Annotated in this window: 18 protein-coding genes and 2 pseudogenes; 10 read left to right on the forward strand and 10 right to left on the reverse strand. The window is 67.5% G+C overall.

The features are described 5' to 3' along the window. Positions 1-1164: pseudogene (locus B4U45_RS22095) on the forward strand (PE family protein); the annotation flags it as partial. Positions 1165-1411: 247 nt separating this feature from the next. Here B4U45_RS22095 and B4U45_RS22100 read toward each other — a convergent pair. Both B4U45_RS22100 and B4U45_RS22105 read right to left on the reverse strand, forming a co-directional pair. After that, a complete protein-coding gene (locus B4U45_RS22100; RefSeq protein ID WP_122535178.1) occupies positions 1412-3028 on the reverse strand; it encodes a PE family protein in 1617 nt (538 codons plus the stop codon). Between the two features lie 531 nt (positions 3029-3559). Beyond that, a complete protein-coding gene (locus tag B4U45_RS22105) occupies positions 3560-3805 on the reverse strand; it encodes a hypothetical protein (RefSeq protein WP_075549116.1) in 246 nt (81 codons plus the stop codon). Positions 3806-3883: 78 nt separating this feature from the next. On the opposite strand from B4U45_RS22105, the gene B4U45_RS22110 reads away from it, so the two are divergent. Beyond that, complete coding sequence (locus B4U45_RS22110; protein WP_075549117.1) at positions 3884-4075, forward strand: transposase; 192 nt, start codon at positions 3884-3886, stop codon at positions 4073-4075. A gap of 150 nt (positions 4076-4225) precedes the next feature. Here B4U45_RS22110 and B4U45_RS22115 read toward each other — a convergent pair whose 3' ends face one another. After that, complete coding sequence (locus B4U45_RS22115; protein ID WP_176358196.1) at positions 4226-5653, reverse strand: protein adenylyltransferase SelO; 1428 nt, start codon at positions 5651-5653, stop codon at positions 4226-4228. Between the two features lie 57 nt (positions 5654-5710). Next, entirely contained in the window at positions 5711-6298 is a 588-nt protein-coding gene (locus B4U45_RS22120) for a TetR/AcrR family transcriptional regulator (RefSeq protein ID WP_075549119.1), read from the reverse strand. Between the two features lie 92 nt (positions 6299-6390). Between B4U45_RS22120 and B4U45_RS22125 the strand changes: the two genes are divergently transcribed. Both B4U45_RS22125 and B4U45_RS22130 read left to right on the forward strand, forming a co-directional pair. Further along, positions 6391-7248 (forward strand): oxidoreductase, encoded by an 858-nt coding sequence (locus tag B4U45_RS22125; RefSeq protein ID WP_075549120.1) that lies wholly within the window; start codon positions 6391-6393, stop codon positions 7246-7248. A gap of 194 nt (positions 7249-7442) precedes the next feature. Continuing rightward, complete coding sequence (locus B4U45_RS22130; protein ID WP_075549121.1) at positions 7443-8270, forward strand: LLM class F420-dependent oxidoreductase; 828 nt, start codon at positions 7443-7445, stop codon at positions 8268-8270. 19 nt (positions 8271-8289) lie between these two features. Here the strand turns inward: B4U45_RS22130 and B4U45_RS22135 are convergent, their stop codons facing one another. Then, positions 8290-8691, reverse strand: coding sequence for a styrene oxide isomerase (locus B4U45_RS22135; RefSeq protein WP_075549122.1), 402 nt, complete (start codon positions 8689-8691; stop codon positions 8290-8292). Positions 8692-8783: 92 nt separating this feature from the next. Here B4U45_RS22135 and B4U45_RS22140 point away from each other — a divergent pair, with 92 nt between their 5' ends. Beyond that, complete coding sequence (locus tag B4U45_RS22140; RefSeq protein WP_075549123.1) at positions 8784-9164, forward strand: DUF2750 domain-containing protein; 381 nt, start codon at positions 8784-8786, stop codon at positions 9162-9164. An 86-nt stretch (positions 9165-9250) separates the two neighbouring features. Here B4U45_RS22140 and B4U45_RS22145 read toward each other — a convergent pair whose 3' ends face one another. The 4 genes and pseudogenes from B4U45_RS22145 to B4U45_RS22160 form a co-directional block, all read right to left on the reverse strand. Further along, positions 9251-11059, reverse strand: coding sequence for a sulfatase-like hydrolase/transferase (locus tag B4U45_RS22145; protein ID WP_075549124.1), 1809 nt, complete (start codon positions 11057-11059; stop codon positions 9251-9253). After that, a complete protein-coding gene (locus B4U45_RS22150; protein WP_075549125.1) occupies positions 11052-11528 on the reverse strand; it encodes an SRPBCC family protein in 477 nt (158 codons plus the stop codon). Before B4U45_RS22150 ends, B4U45_RS22145 begins: the two co-directional genes overlap by 8 nt. 48 nt (positions 11529-11576) lie before the next feature. After that, positions 11577-12770 (reverse strand): cytochrome P450, encoded by a 1194-nt coding sequence (locus B4U45_RS22155; protein WP_075549126.1) that lies wholly within the window; start codon positions 12768-12770, stop codon positions 11577-11579. Positions 12771-12781: 11 nt separating this feature from the next. Further along, positions 12782-13597: pseudogene (locus tag B4U45_RS22160) on the reverse strand (mycofactocin-coupled SDR family oxidoreductase). Positions 13598-13673: 76 nt separating this feature from the next. Here B4U45_RS22160 and B4U45_RS22165 point away from each other — a divergent pair. Both B4U45_RS22165 and B4U45_RS22170 read left to right on the forward strand, forming a co-directional pair. After that, positions 13674-14267, forward strand: a complete 594-nt coding sequence (locus B4U45_RS22165; protein ID WP_089025300.1) for a TetR/AcrR family transcriptional regulator — start codon at positions 13674-13676, stop codon at positions 14265-14267. A gap of 95 nt (positions 14268-14362) precedes the next feature. Then, on the forward strand, positions 14363-15280 hold the full coding sequence (locus B4U45_RS22170) for an HpcH/HpaI aldolase/citrate lyase family protein (RefSeq protein ID WP_075544133.1): 918 nt from the start codon (positions 14363-14365) through the stop codon (positions 15278-15280). Here the strand turns inward: B4U45_RS22170 and B4U45_RS22175 are convergent. After that, a complete protein-coding gene (locus B4U45_RS22175; protein ID WP_075549127.1) occupies positions 15277-16545 on the reverse strand; it encodes an HNH endonuclease in 1269 nt (422 codons plus the stop codon). The genes B4U45_RS22170 and B4U45_RS22175 overlap by 4 nt on opposite strands. Positions 16546-16693: 148 nt before the next feature. Between B4U45_RS22175 and B4U45_RS22180 the strand changes: the two genes are divergently transcribed. From B4U45_RS22180 to B4U45_RS22190, 3 genes are read left to right on the forward strand one after another with little or no spacing between them, the layout of a single operon-like run. Next, the gene (locus tag B4U45_RS22180) at positions 16694-17038 is read left to right on the forward strand and encodes a DUF732 domain-containing protein (RefSeq protein WP_158084033.1); all 345 of its coding nucleotides are present in this window, start codon (positions 16694-16696) and stop codon (positions 17036-17038) included. A gap of 4 nt (positions 17039-17042) precedes the next feature. Continuing rightward, the gene (locus tag B4U45_RS22185) at positions 17043-17399 is read left to right on the forward strand and encodes a DUF488 domain-containing protein (RefSeq protein ID WP_075549129.1); all 357 of its coding nucleotides are present in this window, start codon (positions 17043-17045) and stop codon (positions 17397-17399) included. 21 nt (positions 17400-17420) lie between these two features. Continuing rightward, a complete protein-coding gene (locus B4U45_RS22190; RefSeq protein WP_075549130.1) occupies positions 17421-18314 on the forward strand; it encodes an LLM class F420-dependent oxidoreductase in 894 nt (297 codons plus the stop codon). Position 18315 lies beyond the last annotated feature (1 nt).

Below are 18315 nucleotides of genomic sequence, written 5' to 3' on the forward strand. Positions count from 1 at the left end.
AACGGCGGCACCGGCGGCAACGGCGGAGCCGCCGGACTGTTCGGCAACGGCGGCACCGGCGGAACCGGCGGAGCCGGCGCCAATGGTGGCAACGGTGGCCACGGCGGACTCCTGGTCGGCGACGGCGGCAACGGCGGAACCGGTGGAACCGCGACCGTAGCCGAGGGCAACGGCGGCAACGGAGGTGGCGGCGGGGCCGCCGGACTCATCGGCAACGGCGGCAATGGTGGAGTAGGCGGAGTTGGCGGTGGCGGCGGCAATGGCGGCAACGGCGGAGCTGCCGGACTCATCGGCAACGGTGGCAACGGCGGCCAAGGCGGAAACTCCTTACCCGGTAGCGGCATGCCAGGCGGCACCGGGGGCAACGGCGGAGTAGGCGGAGTGTTAATTGGCAACGGCGGCAACGGGGGAGCCGGCGGTGTGGGCAGATCAGGCGGTGGTGGGTACGGCGGCAACGGCGGAGCCGCCGGACTTATTGGCAACGGCGGCAACGGCGGAGCAGGCGGAAATTCCCTAGACGGCAGCGGCGGCTCATCCGGCTGGGGTGGCGCGGGCGGTAACGGTGGCAACAGTCGAGGGTTGTTTGGCCACGGCGGCAGCGGCGGAGCAGGCGGCAACGCCGGCAGCAGCGGTCAAGGCGGTAACGGTGGCAACGGCGGCGAGGCCGCACTCTTCGGCAACGGCGGCGACGGCGGGGCAGGCGGAACCGCGTACGGCAGCGGAAGTAGAGGCGGCACCGGCGGTAATGGGGGAGCGGCCAAACTCTTCGGCGACGGCGGCAACGGTGGGGCCGGCGGCGGCACGGCCTTGGTGGCCGGTAACGGTGGCAACGGCGGTAACGCTGGACTCTTATATGGCAACGGCGGCAACGGCGGAGCAGGCGGAGCCAGCATGCCCGGCGGGGATGGTGGTGCGGGCGGTAACGGTGGAGAAGCCGGAACATTCGGCAACGGGGGCAATGGTGGAGCTGGTGGCGGTTCTAGTAATGGCGGGATAGGTGGTAACGGTGGGACTGGTGGCGCCGCAAGATGGTTCGGTGATGGTGGTGCCGGCGGGGCCGGCGGGCAAAGTGGGCCCGGGGACGGCGGGACCGGCGGGACCGGTGGTGCCGGCGGGCGACTGTACGGCAACTCCGGATCGGAGGGGCTGAGTTACAGAAGGTGAGTTAAACGATTTGGCCAGCGCACGTTATCAGCGCTCGAGCCGACGTCCCCATCGACGGGAATTCGCGGTGCCGGGCCAGGGTGTCGCTGATGGAGCGCAGCTGATGGAGCGCATGCGTCGCATCGACCCGCATTCGCCGCAGCCGCACCTCGCAACCCACAACTCGCAACGACGAGGGCTCCTAGCGCCCTTCAACCACATCGCTGCCGCGCGTCGCACACACAACTTCGCAGGTCAAACGTCTACCTCAGAGATAATCTGAAGACGGAAAAGTCAACCCCTCTGATCCCGAGTTGCCGTATAGCAGCCCGCCGATACCGCCGGTGCCCCCCCAGCCACCACCTTGGCCGCCCTCCCCGCCGGCACCACCATCGCCGACCCATCCTGCGGCGCCGCCATCACCACCACCACCGGCAATCGCGCCATTACTGGCAGAGCCACCAGCCCCACCATTGCCGCCGTTGCCGAACGTTCCGGCTTGGCCACCGTTACCGCCTTGACCAGCGAGACCTGCGCTACCGGCGCTTGCCCCGCCGGTGCCGCCGTTGCCGCCGTTGCCAACCAACACTCCACCCTTACCGCCGGCACCACCGTTACCGGCAGCTTGGGACGCGGCTCCACCTGCTCCGCCGTTGCCGCCGTGGCCGAAGAGTCCGGCTGCTCCGCCGTTACCACCGCCACCGCCGTCGCCGCCGCTGTTACTGCCCGCGATTCCGCCTGCTGCGCCATTGCCGCCGTTGCCAACCAATAGTCCGCCTTGGCCGCCGTTGCCGCCGGTACCGCCGACAGCATCGGCAACGCCGCCACCGCCTGCTCCGCCGTCGCCGCCGTTGCCGATGAGTCCGGCTGCTCCGCCGTTGCCGCCTGCGCCGCCAGGACCACCCGTTCCGCCCACACCACCGGCACCGCCGTTGCCGCCATCGCCAATCAACAGGCCGCCCAGGCCTCCGTTGCCGCCGGTACCGCCGACTGGGCCGGTTGCGCCGTTGCCGCCGTTGCCGCCGTTGCCGATGAGTCCGGCGGCTCCGCCGTTGCCGCCGATGCCGCCGCTACCGCCGGCTATGGGCCCGGCTCCGCCGGTTCCGCCATTGCCGCCGTCGCCAATCAATAGGCCGCCATGGCCACCTTGGCCGCCTTGGCCGCCTAGCGCCTGGTTGGGTTTGGTGCCGCCAATGGCCGCGGCTCCGCCGGTTCCGCCGGTGCCGCCGTTGCCGAACAGTCCGGCGGCTCCGCCGTTGCCGCCGGTGCCGCCGTTGCCGCCGGTGATGGTGGCGGTTCCGCCGGCTCCGCCGGTGCCGCCGTTGCCGATCAGTAGTCCGCCTTGGCCGCCGTTACCGCCGTTGGCGCCGGTTCCGCCGGCTCCGCCGGTGCCGCCGTGGCCGAACAGTCCGGCGGCTCCGCCGTTGCCGCCGTTGTGGCCGGCGGCGCCTGATCCGCCGTTGCCGCCGTTGCCCCACAGCCATCCACCGTTGCCGCCGTTTTGTCCGGTGCCGTTGATCCCGTTAGCGCCGTTGCCGATCATCGGGCGTCCGATGAGCCATTCGCTGTCGGCGTTGGCTGTTTGGATCGCGTTGTGCGCGGCGCTTTCGGTCTCGGTGATCCAGTACTTTTCCGTGCTGCCGTTGAGCAGGTCGACGAATTGTTGGTGCAGCCATTGGTAGTCGCGGCTGAGTGCCTGCCAGGTGTGGCCCTGGCGTGTCAGCAGGGCGGACATGGCTGCCGATATCTCGTCGGCACCGGCGGGCAGCAGCCCGGTGGTGGGGAGGGCCGCGGCGGCGCTTGCTTCGCCAAATACCGATCCGATGCCCGCCAAATCCGTGGCGGCGCATTGCAATGCCTGCGGCGCGATGGTCACATATGACACAGCTCATCCTCCTGAGGTCTACCAATATCGTGGTGGGGCACCGGATACCGCTGGCCTGTTATCCGATCCCAGTTCGTGGGATCACGCTGGGCGGGGTGGCCAGTGGGGGCGCCGCCGCATGCCATGAGCCCGATCCCGCGTCGTAATACATCCGCGCGAATTAACCTCCGGCGGCGAACATGAAAACTCAACGAACATGCTCCACCATTGTGCTGACGGTAACTAAAAGGCGAAAAGGCAAAATGTCTAGCGTTGTCTCCGGTAACGTGAAAAAGATGTACCGCCCGGCTGGGTAATCGGCCAGTACGCTACAATTAACAGCTCGTTCGATTTACACAGGTTCCACACCGTTGATAGTTTCCATTCGGAACTGCACTCGGGCCGGAGTGATTGTCTCGCAGCCGACTATCAATACCAAACACAAAAAACAGATCAAACAATAATCAGCACCTATCAACGACCAGTGGTGCGCTCCTCGCGGGTGATCGAGACCAAATGCATCGATGACGTACCGTTTTGGTGACTGGCGGGTTACGAGCACCCGGTCATTGTGGCCACCGATGTCAACGCCAATGCTTCGGATGTGGGCAACCTGATCGCGATGACCGAGCAAACCACCGCCAACACCGGACAAGCCCTGGCGAGTTGCTGGCCGATGCCGGCTACTGCTCGACGGGCAACCTCGACGCCGCCACCGACTACACCGCTACCCACGGCACCGAGTTCGATATCGCCACCGGACGCCACCGCCGAGGCGGCCCCCACCGGTGGCTCCACGTGGACGTATCCCTAACAATGCCACCGAAAAACAGCGCATGGCTCGCAAGCTGACGACCACCAAGGGCCGCACCATTTGTGCACGCCCGCAAAGCGATCGTCGAACCCTTTTTCGGCCAAGTGCACACCCTGCAAAACGCCAAAAAGCTGCTGCTTCGCGAGTCGGATCAGGTCCGCGGCGAATGGCTACTACTGGCAACCTGGCACAACCTGCGCAAACTTCACGGTCACGTCGGCGCCACCGGACTGACCGCCCTGACAATCAGCTGACCCGCCCGTCGTTTCTCCGGAGTTTGACGCACGAGTCTGCGTCCAGTGCGCCCAGCCCGCACCCAGCGCACTGCGGACCGCAACCGTTACTTACCCACGCCCCTAGGTCCTTCTGCTGGTGGTGTGGTTCAGCAGGTTACGGGTACGAGCTCAGGTGCCGCAGAAGGTGCGATAGACGCCGAAATCCCGCGGCGCGGCACTGGCGTAACGCTGCAGGCCCGGCCGTTCGGCATACGGGTGCGTGACGGCGTCAAGAAGCCGTTCGACCGGACCGAGATCGCCGTCGGTCGCCGCTGCCAGAGCCTCCTCGACGAGGTGATTGCGGGGGATGTAGATCGGGTTGACCCGGTCCATCAGCTCGGCGTCCGGTCCCCCGGCCTGCCACCGCGACAGCCAGCCGTCGAACCTGGCGCCGTCGACGAACATTCCGCGCACCGGCTCGGCGTCGCCGCGGGCCGCTTTGGCGAGGTGACGGAAGAACGAGGTGTAGTCGACGCGGCTCTCCTGCAGCATCGGTAGTAACTCGTCGACCAGCGGGGCGGGCGTGCTCAAACCCAGCTTGGCTTGCATACCCGACGACCACACCGCGTCATAGCGGTCGCGGAACACCCCGAACGCCCGCTCGGCGAGCGCGATGGCCTCCTGGGTGTCCTCGGCGAGCAGCGGAAGCAGCGCCTCGGCGAAGCGGGCGAGGTTCCAGCCGGCGATGACCGGCTGATTGCCGTAGGCATAGCGGCCCCAGTGGTCGATCGAACTGAACACCGTTTCGGGGTCGTAGGCCTCCATGAACGCGCACGGCCCGTAGTCGATGGTTTCGCCGGAGATGGTCATGTTGTCGGTGTTCATCACCCCGTGAACGAACCCGACGAGCATCCACTGGGCGATCAGCGACGCCTGCGCCGTGACCACCGCTTCGAATAGGGCCAGGTAGGGGCGTTCGGCCTCGGCGGCGCCGGGGTGATGGCGGGCGATCGCATGGTCGGCCAGGCGTCGCAGCAGTTCCAGGTCGCCGGTGAAGGCCGCGTACTGGAAGCTGCCGACGCGCAGGTGGCTGCTGGCGACCCTGACCAGCAGGGCGCCGGGTAGCACGGTCTCGCGCTGCACCGGGCGACCGGTACCTACGACGGCAAGGGAGCGCGTCGTCGGGATGCCCAGGGCGTGCATCGACTCGCTGACGACATATTCGCGCAGCATCGGGCCGACGACCGCCCAGCCGTCGCCACTGCGCGCGAACGGCGTGGGTCCGGAACCCTTCAGATGGATGTCGCGCAGCCGACCGTCGGCCGTGGCGAGCTCACCCAAGAGCAGCGCCCGCCCGTCGCCCAACCGCGGGACGTAGCCGCCGAACTGATGGCCGGCGTAGGCCTGGGCCACCGGGACCGCGCCGTCGGGCAGCCGGGTGCCGACCAGAAAGCGCACCCCGTCGGGGCTGCGCAGCCACCCGGCGTCGAGGTCAAGGTCACTGCTCAGCGGGTCGTTGAGCACGAGCAGCCGCGCGTCCGGCGGGGTAGCGGCTTGCCAGCGGACTGCCAGTTCCGGTAACGCGCGGAAGAACCGGTCCTGCAGCGCGATTGTCATATCCGGTGCAACGCTCACCTGATCCAGACTACGGAGCTGTGGCTTCGGGCCCGCCCGTTATGACGCGAGCGCTCGGTCGATCAGCGTCTCCGCTGCCGCGCGGGCCTGCTCCCATGTCGATGCGTCGTTGAGCGAGGTAGCCAGCGCGGCCGCACCTTCGTAGAGAACGGCGAGTTGACTGCCCAGTGAGTGTGGGTCGCCGGCGCCCGCCTCCCGGGCCAGTTCGGTGAGCCCATCGATGAAATTCTGTTTCGTTGCGCGGACTATGCTCTCAACTCCTGGCATCGCTCCCGCTGCCTCCACGGCGGCATTGTGAAAGGGACAGCCCCGCAGCGGTGCTGTCCCGGGACGGGGACTGTCGAACAACGCCAGTAGTCGGCTGCGCGGCGGCTGCTCTGCGGCTTTGCCGCTGACCCGCAGCGGATTGGCGGCGACGTCTCCAATGCTGCGCAGGTACTCTTCGACTACCGCTGTCTTGCTCGGAAAGTGTTGGTACAGAGTCCGTTTGGACACCGACGATTCGCTCGCCAGTCGTTCGACGCCGGTGGCGTTGATGCCCTCCCGGTAGAACAACTCGGCAGCCGTGTCCAGGATGCGCTGACGTGCGCCGCGGCCGCCCTTGCGCGCCGCGTGCTGCCCAGCCATGGATAGAAGTATACCGACCGGTTTACATCTCGCATCAAGCGGCGTAGCGTTGCGCGAAGCAAGGTACACCAGTCGGTTTACTAGGAGCGGAGATGAACGGACGATCGCCAGTGGTATTGGTTACCGGCGTTTCCGCGGGAATCGGCCTCGCCGTGGCGAACGCCTTCGCGGCGAAGGGCTTTGAGGTCTTCGGCACCAGCCGCGACCCGAGTAGCACGCAACCGATACCCGGGGTGGAATTGGTGCAGTTGGATGTCACCGACGCCGCGTCGGTCAGCGCGGCCGTCGCCTCGGTGATCCGGCGGGCCGGTCGCATCGACATCCTGGTCAATAATGCCGGCATAGGGATCATCGGCGCCGCGGAGGAGAGCTCGGTCGCCCAGGCGCGGCAGCTTTTCGACACCAACTTCTTCGGCCTGGTGCGGCTGACTCGTGAGGTGCTGCCACATCTGCGCGCGCAGGGCAGCGGCCGCATCATCAACATCGGCTCGGTGTTGGGTTTGTTGCCGGCGCCCTACGCCGCGCTCTACTCGGCGTCGAAGCATGCCGTTGAGGGCTACTCGGAGTCCCTGGACCATGAAACCCGGGAATTCGGTGTGCGGGTGTCGGTCGTCGAACCCGGTTTCACCAAGACCTCGTTCGGCGCCAATGCGGTCGATGCCGATTCGCTGATCGACGGTTACCTGACCGCTCGCGAGAACGCCCGACGCGTCATTGCCGAGGGAGTGCACCACGGGGATGATCCCGCGGTGGTGGCTCGGGTCGTGCTCAAGGCCGCGACCAGCCGAAGGCCGAAAGTGCGCTACCCGGCCGGCAACCTGGCGCGCGGACTGTCGCTGCTGCGCAAGGTCGCCCCTGAAGCGCTGATGGACAAGGGAATTCGCAAAGCGAACAAGCTAACGTCGACACCGAGACCGGTCGCCGACCGGTTACCCAGCGGCGTGGGGTAGGTAAGGGCCCGAACATCGGTACTACGCTCGTCCGGTGCCGAACACGCGGTATGTCGACGTGCATGGAGCGTCGGGCACCCGGCAACTCCTGGCGATAATTGCCAGGCGGGCGCCGTGGATGCTGCGCGGCGCGAGCCGCGTCGCTTCGCCCCACCGGCCGAAGGTCATCGCGCATATGACGAGAGGAGCGAAGCATGCGGTTCGGTGTCTTGACGTTTGTTACCGACGAGGGCATCGGCCCGGCACAGCTGGGTGCGGCCCTGGAACAGCGCGGCTTCGAGTCGCTGTTTCTCGCCGAACACACCCATATCCCGGTCGACACGCGCAGCCCCTATCCGGCCGGTGGGCCCATTCCGCACAAGTACTACCGGACATTGGATCCGTTCGTGGCGTTGACGGCGGCGGCGGTTGCCACCGAGACGTTGGTTTTGGGTACCGGCATCGCGCTGGTTCCGGAGCGCGATCCGATTCTGACGGCCAAAGAGGTTGCCTCGCTGGACATGGTGTCGCAGGGCCGGTTTCGGTTCGGCGTCGGCGTGGGTTGGCTGCGCGAAGAAGTGGCCAACCACCGAGTCGATCCCGCGGTTCGCGGACGCGTGACCGACGAGCGGCTGCGCGCCATGATCGAGATTTGGACGCAGGAGCAAGCCGAATTCCACGGGAAATACGTCGATTTCGACCCGATCTACTGCTGGCCGAAGCCGGTGACCAAGCCCTACCCGCCGCTCTATATCGGCGGTGGGCCGGCGAATTTCACCCGGATCGCCGACCTGAACGCCGGCTGGATCGCGATCAGCCCGTCGCCGGAGCAACTGTCCCGCCCGCTCGAGCGACTGCGCGCCCTGGCCGGCGGCGACGTACCGGTTACCGTCTGCCACTGGGGCGACGCTACGCCACAAGATCTGCGAGGATACCAGCCGCTGGGGGTCGAGCGCGTCTTGCTGGACCTGCCCACCGAGCCGTACGACCAGACGCTTCGATACCTGGACAAGCTCGCGAGTGAACTCGGGCAGCTGGCGTGATCGGCGGTCCCGACCGCTGTCAGAGCCCGACGATGATGATGACGACGCCGGCCACGATGGCCACCGCCAGCGACAAGAACAGGAAGGTGACGAGGCCTTCCTTTGCCGCCGAGGCCTGGTGGCTGCCCGCCGCGATCGGCGCCAGTTTGCGGCCCGCCCCCCATGCTGCCGCCAGCAGCGTCGCCAACCAGTTGGCGTAGCCGGCGTAGACCAGGAGCACGACCGTGACGACCTGCCAGGGGTGGGGCAGGTCGAGGTGCGGCCACAGCAGGCCTACGAGCACCAGGAACATGCCGTTGAGGACGCCTTCGAGATGGCTGGACAGCGCCATCCGGGGATTCGTCAGCGCCGGCCCGGCGAATCCGGTGAGCAGACCAACCAAGAACAACACCAGCCCGAAGGTGAATAGCAGCGTCTGCATAGCAAAACTTTATCGACGCGTGGCCACCGGTAACAGGTTCGCCGGCAAGCGGCGGCTCGTTCCTATGGGCGCTGCGGCGGTTAGAGTCGGGCGTGGCTCTCCACCTGACCGCCGACCTTCAGGCGAACTATCAGCGCTTCATCGACCGGGTGCGCGCGACCCGAGAAGTCTGGGTGCTGCTCGGCCCCGATCTGCGCGGGGCGTGGGTGCACTCGAATGACTACGTGACCGAAGACGACGAGCCCGTCTGCGTACATCTGGTCTACTCCGCAGCGGCCTATGCGCGCCGGCACGCAACGGGGGAGTGGGCGGGTATGGAACCGGCTTCGTTGACCCTCGACGAGTTCATCGACGGACCGCTGCGGGGCATTCATGAGGGCGGTGACCTGTTGGGACCCGACTTCAACGCCGACCTCGCCGGTCTGGAGATCGAGCCGATCGAGATGGCGCGAGCCCTGCTCGGGGAGCTATAAGCGCGTCGACGTCCGCCGAGATTGCCGCTATGGCTGCGGTCGACGGCCTGACCACGACCATCACCGCAATCTCGCCGCGCGGAGGGCTACCTGAATCGCCCCAGCGCTCGACGCAGCACGCCGCCGGACGGGTCGGCCGGCGGCTGACGGGTGGCATACGGCCACGGCTGATTGCGCTCCGGCACCGACACCGCCCGTAGCTGCTTGAGCTGCATCCGCAGATGTTGGCGCAGCTCGCGCAGGTCAGGGTCGGTCCACCGGTTGTCGGCCTCGATCGGGTCTTTGGTCAGGTCGTAGAGCTCCCACTGGTCGTCGACCGGATCGGTGCGGTACGCCTCGCCGCCGATGCCGTTGCCGGCCAGGTGACGCACGCCCGGTTCGGTCCAGGTGGCCGGGTCGTCGAAGGTGCGCACCAGCTTCCACAGGTGCCCGGCGCCGCCGACGGCGTCGGAGTCGTCGACGCGAACGACGAGCCCCTCGAAGTTGGCGGCCACGTGCGCGGGCACCTTGATCCGCAGCGGCGCGGGCGGATTCACGGTTCGGCCCAGTTGCCGGGCAAACGCCGACGCGCCGGTGTCGCCTTCGAGCACGTTGTCACGCGTCATCACGTACACGGCCCGGGCCTGGTCGGCGGGTCCGCCGTCGACCACCGGCATCAGGTTGCGGCCGGGAAGGGGGTGCACTTCGGTGAACGACTCGGCGAGTTGTGCGGCCGCGACGTCGACGTCGACCCCCGCCGCGCCGAGCAGCGTGGGCACCAGGTCGACGTGCGATGTCGGCGCCGAAACGGTGCGCGCCGTGGTCGCGTTGGCGCCGATGCGGGCTATGACGAACGGCACCCGGGTGGCCTCGTCGTACAGGTTGAACCACTTCTGGTGCAGTCCGCCGTGAGCGCCCAGCAGGTCGCCGTGATCGGCGGTGCGCACCAGAACCGCATTGTCCGAGCCGCCCTCGGTGACCGCTCGGCGCACCCGGTCGATGGGTCCGTCGACCTCGGCGTGCAGCCGATAGTAGAGGTCGCGGTAGCGCTGCGCGTTGCGGCCATAGTTGCGTTTGACCACCCGCGCCGGACCGTAACCGGAGTAATAGGCTTCCCGGAACGCGATCTGGGCAGCCGGTTTTGCCCGTAGATCTTCGTCGGCGGTGGGTGGCCCGGGCACCGGCGGCGGGTCCAGCGGGGACGGCTTGAGCGGATTGCGTCGCACCCACGCCGGGAACAGCACGATGTCGTGCGGGTTGACGAAGCTAGCCACCAGCAGGAACGGGCGCAGCGCCGCGGCGTCACCGGCGCGCCGGCGCGCGTAGCGATCGTTGAGCCAGGCGACCACCCGATCGGCGATCAGCGGGTCGCGGCGCAGACCGCAGTCGGACATGCCGGCCCCGTGCGGTTCGGGACCCACCCAACCGGAGAAACCGTAGGGGCCCAGCGGGTCGGCGTCGAGGTAGCGCTGCACCGCGGCCGGGTCGACGACGCCGTCGTCGTCATTGGTGGCCAGGGATCCACCCGTCGCCGGGTCGTGCAGGTCGGCGTGCGAGATGTGCCACTTGCCGTCGTAGTGGGTGTCATAGCCGGCCGCGCGAAACCAGTTGCCCAGGGTCGGCACCTCGCCGGCGCGCAGCCAGCGCAGCCGCGAGTCGTCGAATCGTTTGCCGATGCCGTCGGTCTGGGTGACCCCGTGCAGGTCGGGGTAGTGACCGGTGAACATCGTGGGGCGGCTGGGCACGCAGGCCAGCGAGCCGGTGTAGTGCCGGGTGAAATTCACTCCGTGCTCGTCGAACCAGCGGCGCCCGGTCAGGGTGTGCTGTCGCCAGGCCAGGATGTCGGCCGACTCGTAGGGCGGTACCGCACGCTCCTCGTCGGTCATCACGATGACGATGTCGGGGCGATCAGACATGCGTGTTCTCCAATCGGTGTGCCAGCCCGGCCAGCATCGCCTCGGACTGCTTGGCCAGGACGCGCAGCGCCACCCACTCCGCCATCCGCGCCGGCTTGCCGTCGCCGACCTCGACCGTGCTGGTCAGGCTCACCACTGTGGCCGCGCCCGCCGGGCCGCTGGGCCGCAGCGTCCAGCAATTGGCGACCTTACGTAACCGCGGCGGCAGGCCCTCGATGTCGTATGCCAGCCTGGTGGGCGGCTCGAACTCGGTGATGCGTTCCACCAGCGCGTTGCCGCCCACCTGCACCCGGCGGGTGGTGCCCACCGGCCCGCCGGCCGGGCCGTGGTTCAACACACACGAATGGTCGACCCCGCCGGCCCACGAACTCAGGGCGCCGAAGTCGGCCAGGATGTCCCAAATCGCCTGCGGCTCGGCCGTTATGGTCCGGCTGCGACTGATGCCTGCCACTCCGCCATCCAACACCATCGCGGGCCCGGGTTTCATGCGGTTGCCGCAGACCTGGTTCGCGTGGGCTCAGGGAAGCAGGATGCGCAGCCGCTCCCAGCCGCGAACGGTGGAGGTTGGCGCGAGCTCGAGGCTGTCGTGGTCGATGTCCCATTCGGGCCACCGGTTGAGCAATTCGTCGAGGGCGACCCTGCCTTCCAGCCGTGCCAGGTTCGCGCCGAGGCAGTAGTGCACGCCTTTGCCGAACGTGAGGTGGGAGATGTTGTCGCGGTGGATGTCGAACGTGTCGGGATCCCGGTAACGCAGCGGGTCACGGTTGGCGGCGCCGAAGAGCAGCAGGATGGCGCTGTGGGCGGGCACCGTGGTGTCGTAGCACTCGAACTCGCGGAGGGTGTAGCGCGCGACATGGGGTCCGGTGGGTTCGTAGCGCAACGTCTCGTCGACCGCACGGGTCAACAGCGAACGGTCCCGGGCGACTTCGCGGCGCTGGTCGGGATGCTCGGCGAGCACCTTGGCCAGCCAGCCGATCAGTCGTCCGGTGGTTTCGTTGCCGGCGCCGGCGACCACCTGGGTGTAATGCAGCACCTCGTTGCGGGTGAGCTTTCTGGTGACGCCGTTTTCGGGCTCTTCAAACTCGACGTTGAGCAGCGCGGTCATCAGGTCGTCGGAGGGGTTCTTGGCGCGCCAGTCGACGTAGTCGGCGTAGATGCTTCCGTCCGCGATCTTGTCCGGATTGGCCACCTTCATCGGGGTACCGGGTTTGGTGCGCAGGTTGGCGTCGTTGGCGTCCCGCACGCTGATCTGGTCGCCTTCGGGGATGCCCAGCAGCATGCCGATGACGCGCATCGGCATCATCGAGGCGAGTTCGGCGATGATGTCGAAGCCGTCGGAGCCGACCAGCGGATCGAGGCAGCCGACGCAGTAGCGCCGGATCTGGTCTTCGATCGCGGCCATCCGGCGCGGGGTGAAGACCCGCGACATCACGCCGCGCAGCGTGGTGTGGACCGGCGGGTCCTCGAACATCATCACGCCGGGGGGCATGTCGAACCTGGACTGGATCAGTTCGAGGATGTCGCTTCGGCTGTTGGAGAACGTCTCCCAATCCGACAGCGCCTTCTCGACGTCGGCGTGGCGTGACAGTGCCCAGAAGTTGTAGCGCTCGTTGTAATAGATCGGCGCCTCGTCACGTAACCGGGCGTAGCTGGGGTAGGGGTCGGCGGCGATGTTGACGTCGTAGGGGTCGTAGTAGAGCTTGGTTCTCATGTGCCGGTCCTTTACTTGAGGCAGCTGCCGGCGTCGACGGGCAGCGCGACGCCGGTGATGTAGCGCGATTCGTCAGACGCCAGGAACACGACCGCGTTGCTGATGTCCTCGGCCGCCACCCACGGGATCGGCAGGATGTGGAAGGTCCGGCAGATCGGGGCGAAGTCGTCGAGGCCGGGATTTTCCAAGTCGGGGCGGAACAAGCGAAAAGTGTTGTCGTTGATCAGCATTGGCGTATTCACGGGTGTCGGGTGTATCGAGTTGACGCGGATGTTGCGCGGACCCAGCTCGACGGCGAAGGACCGGATCAGCCCTACGATCCCGTGTTTGGCCGCCACGTAGTGCCCGGTATGCGGATATGCCTTGAGCCCGGCGACCGAACTGGTCAAGACGATTGATGCGCCCGAATTCAAATGGGACACTGCGGCTTTCACTGACTTCCAGACGCCGCTGAGGTTGATGTCGATCATTTGCTGCCACAGTTCTTCATCCATGTGGTCCAGCCGGGCTCCCACGGTGCCGATGCCGGCGTTGGCGACGACGATGTCCAGCCGCCCAAGTTGCTCGACCGCGCCGTCGACGGCGGCCTTGAGGCGAGTCGTAGTCGCGGACGTCGACTTCGGCGGTGACGATCCGCCGGTCCAGAGCCTTGACGAGGTCGGCCGTCTCCGCGAGGTCTTCGGGTGTCGCGGGTGGTGCCGCCGAGTTCTCGATCGGTTGGCAGATGTCGACCGCGATGATGTCGGCGCCTTCCTGCGCGAGCCGCACCGCGTACTGCGGCCCTGGCCGCTGACAACGGCGACCTTGTCGGCGACCCGGCCGGCCATCGCTTCTCCTCGTTGAGTAACGTCGTTACACCCGGTACCGTAACGATGTTACTGAGCGAGGGCAAGGGTGGTGTTGGTGACCGGCGACCCGGAGCACCCGCACGACCGCAGCCTCGATCCCATCCTGGAAGTGGTCGTCGACATCCTGGAGACCGGAGGCTACGACGCCGTCCAGCTGCGGGAGGTGGCGCGGCGCGCGCGGACCTCACTGGCCACCATCTACAAGCGTTATCCAACCCGAGACGCGCTGATCCTGGCGGCGCTCGAGCGCTGGATGGACGAGAACCGCTACGCCAGTTTGACCACGCAGCAGCCCGGCCCGGACGAATCCATCTACGACGGCCTGATGCGCGTGTTCCGGACGATTTTCGAACCCTGGGAGCGTCACCCGGACATGCTGCGGGCCTATTACCGTGCGCGGTCCGCCCCAGGTGGTCAACGGCTGGTGAGCCGGGGTGTGGACGCCGTCGTGCCGGCCGCGATGGCTGTGCTCGGCGAGGCCGACCCCGACCTCGTCGCAGACCTGCCTCCCATCGTGTCCAACCTGGCCTACGGTCTGGTGGCGCGATTTACCGCCGGCGAAATCGCCATCACCGAAATCTTGTCGACCCTGGACCGCGCCCTGTTCCGGCTGACGGCGGGCCACGAACGTCGTGGTTCGCGCCGCTGAGGCGGGTCAGCCGGCCGGCTCATTTCGCGATGAGGTTACGGTTTAGGGAACCGCGCTACATACCCACGGAAATGATGATGACGACTGAACACGCAATGTACGACCAGGTCGACGGCGCCGCTACGGATCCAGATGACATCGGTTCACGCATCGATCCCGTTCTCGCCCGAAGCTGGCTGTTGGTCAACGGCGCGCACGCCGAGCGATTCCAGTCCGCGGCGCACTCTCGTGCCGACATCGTCGTCCTCGACATCGAGGATGCCGTGGCGCCCAAAGACAAGCCGACCGCCCGCGACAACGTGGTGCGCTGGCTGGGCGCCGGAAACGGCGACTGGGTTCGCATCAACGGCTTCGGCACCCCGTGGTGGGCCGACGACATAGCCGCGCTGGCCGGCACGTCGATCGGCGGCGTGATGCTGGCGATGGTGGAATCGGTGGACCATGTCACCGAGACCGCGCTGCGACTGCCGAACGTGCCGATCGTGGCGCTGGTGGAAACGGCCCGGGGCCTGGAGCGCATCACCGAGATCGCCGCGGCAAAAGGCACCTTCCGGCTGGCTTTCGGCATCGGCGATTTCCGCCGCGACACCGGTTTCGGCGAAGAACCGACCACCCTTGCCTACGCCCGGTCGCGGTTCACCATCGCCGCCAAGGCCGCCAACCTGCCCAGTGCCATCGACGGGCCGACCATCGGCACCAATCCGCTCAAGCTCATCGAGGCTACGGCCGTCTCCGTCGAATTCGGCATGACCGGCAAGATCTGCCTGTCGCCCGAACAATGCGCCGTGGTAAACGAAGGATTGTCCCCGTCGCAAGACGAAATCGGCTGGGCCAAAGAGTTTTTTGCCGAGTTCCAGCGCGACGGCGGAGAGATCCGCAACGGCTCCGACCTGCCGCGCATTGCGCGGGCCACCAAGATCCTCGACCTGGCCCGCGCCTACGGCATCGAAGTCTCGGAGTTCGAGGACGAGCGGGTTCACATGCCCGCCCCGACGGACACCTACCACTACTAGGCGGCGTGCCGAGCGAGCGCGATGCCGATGCGGACCTCGACGTCGCTGAGCGTGATCGGCGGTATCCGCGGTGGCGCCCCGGACCGGTATCGCCTGCCCGTCGGGGTAACGAATTCGGCTGTGTGCGTGTGGTTTTCGTCGTTCGTTGTCACCTGCCAGCCAGGGGCTTGCTTGGCGTAGTTGCAGCGCTCGCAGGAGCCGAGCCCGTTGTTCGCGGTGGTCGCACCGCCTTCGGCCCACGGCCGGGCATGGTCGCGGTGTCGGATCGGCGCGTCGCAGTAGGGCGTTCGGCACCGCTGATCCCGAAACTCGATGAAGGCGGCCAGCCCGCGAGGAAACAGCCGCGCGCGTGACTCCATAGCGACCAGCGCTCCGCTTTCCGGATGGGCGTACAGCCTGCGCAGCGTTGCCCTCGAGCGTGGATCAGCGACGGTGTCGGCGACCATCGCGCGGGCCACAGCCGCGGGGATGGGGCCATAGCCGCAGACATCCGCCGGTGCGCTGTCAGCGCCGAGCAACGTCTCGTCGGACAAGACCAGGTTGACCGCGATCGGTGTCGGGACCGTCGCGGCCCGGCCGGTGACCCGCTCGACCAGGGTGTCTGCCATGACCTGTCCGCGTGCGCGCCCGTCGCCGCAAGCAGCAGCTTCACGGTGCAGCGCCGCATATACCGACACGCCCTGGGCTACCGGGAGTAGCGCGGTCACATACGACATGGTGTCGGGCGCGGGTCGGATGGTGACCGTGCGTTCCTCGGGGGCCTTGGCCGCCCGGTCGACGACGGCATGCGGGTCCAGCCGGTAGGCGATCGCCTTGGCGGCCGCGGCCACCCGCGCATCGCCCAACCCGTCGAGGTTCGCCGGGTCGCCACACAACTCGGCGTCCAGCGTGCGCCGATCCGCCACGTCCAGACAGGCGCTTTCCCGCACGATCAGGGTGGCCCGCCATTCCGACAGGGCGCCGGACTCCAGCGCGGCGAGCGTGTGCGGCATCTCGTACACCAGAGCCTTCGCAAAGCCGAGGTGCCGCGCGCCGCGGGCCGGCGAGTCTCGTCGCGCCAGCGCGACCTCGTTGGCTACGCCACGTCCGCGCCGATCGGCGGGCACGCCGGCGGTAGCTTCGGCGGCCCGGCGTGCCGTGTCCAGGGCGGCGGCCGCTCGAGCCTGGCCCGCAGCGGCCGCTGATTTGACTCTCTCCAGCTCGGCGATGCGCTCGATCAAGGTCGCTTGGTCGGCGCGGGGGTCAATCGTCATTGATTCGAACATGTGTTCGATAGTAACACAGCACCCTGGGTGGCGTTCACCCCGAACGTGCTCGACGTCGAGACGCCGCAGCGGGTCTCAACCGGGAAGTTGCGGCGTAGCGTTGGTCCTGCTGACATCGGTGCTGATGACGCTCATCGGGAGGCTGATCATGAGGCCTGCACAAATGCTCGCGGTACCGCTGGTGGGCCTGGCTCTGCTGGCCTGCCCGGTGGCCCAAGCCGATCCGCTCAGTACCGAGGATTCCTACTACACCAAGTGGCTCTCCGAGAACGGGGTCAACTACCAGGGCCGGGTCTCGCTACCGACGATGATCGCCGAGGCCCACACCACCTGCGCGATGCTGGACCAGAGCCCCACCCCGCAGACGTACCAGTCGACGGTCAACAGACTCGTCGGCGGCCCCGGCAACTTCACCCAGCAGGAGGCGAGATCGACCGTGCTCGCTGCCGTCAACAGCTACTGCAGCCAGCACACCAATCTGCTCTATCACTGACGCCATGGTCGCCAAGCGCCAGATTCGAGTGACTCGGATCTACGAGGAGCCCGGTCCCGACGACGGCCAACGCATTCTGGTCGATGGCATCTGGCCGCGGGGAATCCGCAAAGATGACCCGCGAGTGGGTGTCTGGCGCAAGGACGTCGCCCCGTCGAAGGAACTGCGGCAGTGGTACCACCACCGGGTGGAGCGGTTCGACGAATTCGAGGCGCGTTACGAAGCGGAACTGACCGGCAGCCCAGCACTGGCCGAACTGCGGAAGCTCGCCGCGAGCGGGCCCATCACCCTGGTCACCGCCACCCGCGAAATCGACGGCAGTCACGCGGCTGTCCTGGCGAAGCTGCTCAAGAGTCGCTGACCGGCATGAGACGATCGTCAGATGCGGCTGGGCTTGCATGCGCTCGGCATCGGTTCCGGCGCCGACCGGACGGTGATTGACGCCGTCGCATCCGCGGCGGACAGCGCCGGTTTCGCCACCCTGTGGGCCGGTGAACACGTCGTGATGGTGGACCGGCCCGCGTCCCGGTATCCCTATTCCGACGACGGCGTCATAGCGGTTCCGGCCCAGGCGGATTGGCTGGACCCGATGATCACGCTGGCGTTCGCCGCCGCCGCCTCGTCGCGGATCGCCGTCGCGACCGGTGTGCTGCTGCTGCCCGAACACAACCCGGTCGTGGTCGCCAAGCAGGCAGCGAGCCTGGATCGGCTGAGCGGCGGACGACTGATCCTCGGCGTCGGTGTCGGATGGTCCAGGGAGGAGTTCGAAGCGCTCGGAGTGCCGTTCGAGCGCCGCGCGGCGCGCACCGCCGAATACGTCGCCGCGATGCGCACGCTGTGGCGCGACGATGTGGCGTCGTTCAGGGGAGACTTCGTCACGTTCGACTGCGTCCGGGTCAATCCCAAGCCGACTCGTGAGCGCCGCATCCCGATCGTGGTCGGGGGCAATAGCGATGCGGCGATGCGACGAGTCGCGGGGTGGGCGGACGGCTGGTACGGGTTCAACCTCGACGGCGTGGACGCGGTGCGCGAACGGGTCGGCAGGCTCGAGCAGCTGTGCGCCGAGTCGGGTCGCGACCGTGGCGAGCTGTCACTGGCCGTGGCGCTGCGCAATCCCCGGGTCGGCGATGTCGAGGCCCTGGCCGAACTGGGCGTCGACGAGCTGGTGCTGGCCGAGGCGCCGCCGGAGGATGCCGGCGCGGTAGCCGGCTGGGTTTCGGCGCTGGCCGGCAAATGGCTGTCCGCAACGGTTGCGGTAGGTAGGCTGACGGGTTGAC

It is taken from the genome of Mycobacterium persicum (assembly GCF_002086915.1).
GTDB lineage: Bacteria > Actinomycetota > Actinomycetes > Mycobacteriales > Mycobacteriaceae > Mycobacterium > Mycobacterium persicum.

Excerpts from the sequence above, each read along its gene's own strand:
- B4U45_RS22115 (WP_176358196.1), bottom strand. The coding sequence starts at position 5,653 with ATGACAATCGCGCTGCAGGACCGGTTCTTCCGCGCGTTACCGGAACTG.
- B4U45_RS22120 (WP_075549119.1), bottom strand. The coding sequence starts at position 6,298 with ATGGCTGGGCAGCACGCGGCGCGCAAGGGCGGCCGCGGCGCACGTCAG.
- B4U45_RS22125 (WP_075549120.1), top strand. The coding sequence starts at position 6,391 with ATGAACGGACGATCGCCAGTGGTATTGGTTACCGGCGTTTCCGCGGGA.
- B4U45_RS22130 (WP_075549121.1), top strand. The coding sequence starts at position 7,443 with ATGCGGTTCGGTGTCTTGACGTTTGTTACCGACGAGGGCATCGGCCCG.
- B4U45_RS22135 (WP_075549122.1), bottom strand. The coding sequence starts at position 8,691 with ATGCAGACGCTGCTATTCACCTTCGGGCTGGTGTTGTTCTTGGTTGGT.
- B4U45_RS22145 (WP_075549124.1), bottom strand. The coding sequence starts at position 11,059 with ATGTCTGATCGCCCCGACATCGTCATCGTGATGACCGACGAGGAGCGT.
- B4U45_RS22150 (WP_075549125.1), bottom strand. The coding sequence starts at position 11,528 with ATGGTGTTGGATGGCGGAGTGGCAGGCATCAGTCGCAGCCGGACCATA.
- B4U45_RS22155 (WP_075549126.1), bottom strand. The coding sequence starts at position 12,770 with ATGAGAACCAAGCTCTACTACGACCCCTACGACGTCAACATCGCCGCC.
- B4U45_RS22170 (WP_075544133.1), top strand. The coding sequence starts at position 14,363 with ATGTACGACCAGGTCGACGGCGCCGCTACGGATCCAGATGACATCGGT.
- B4U45_RS22175 (WP_075549127.1), bottom strand. The coding sequence starts at position 16,545 with ATGTTCGAATCAATGACGATTGACCCCCGCGCCGACCAAGCGACCTTG.
- B4U45_RS22180 (WP_158084033.1), top strand. The coding sequence starts at position 16,694 with ATGAGGCCTGCACAAATGCTCGCGGTACCGCTGGTGGGCCTGGCTCTG.
- B4U45_RS22185 (WP_075549129.1), top strand. The coding sequence starts at position 17,043 with ATGGTCGCCAAGCGCCAGATTCGAGTGACTCGGATCTACGAGGAGCCC.
- B4U45_RS22190 (WP_075549130.1), top strand. The coding sequence starts at position 17,421 with ATGCGGCTGGGCTTGCATGCGCTCGGCATCGGTTCCGGCGCCGACCGG.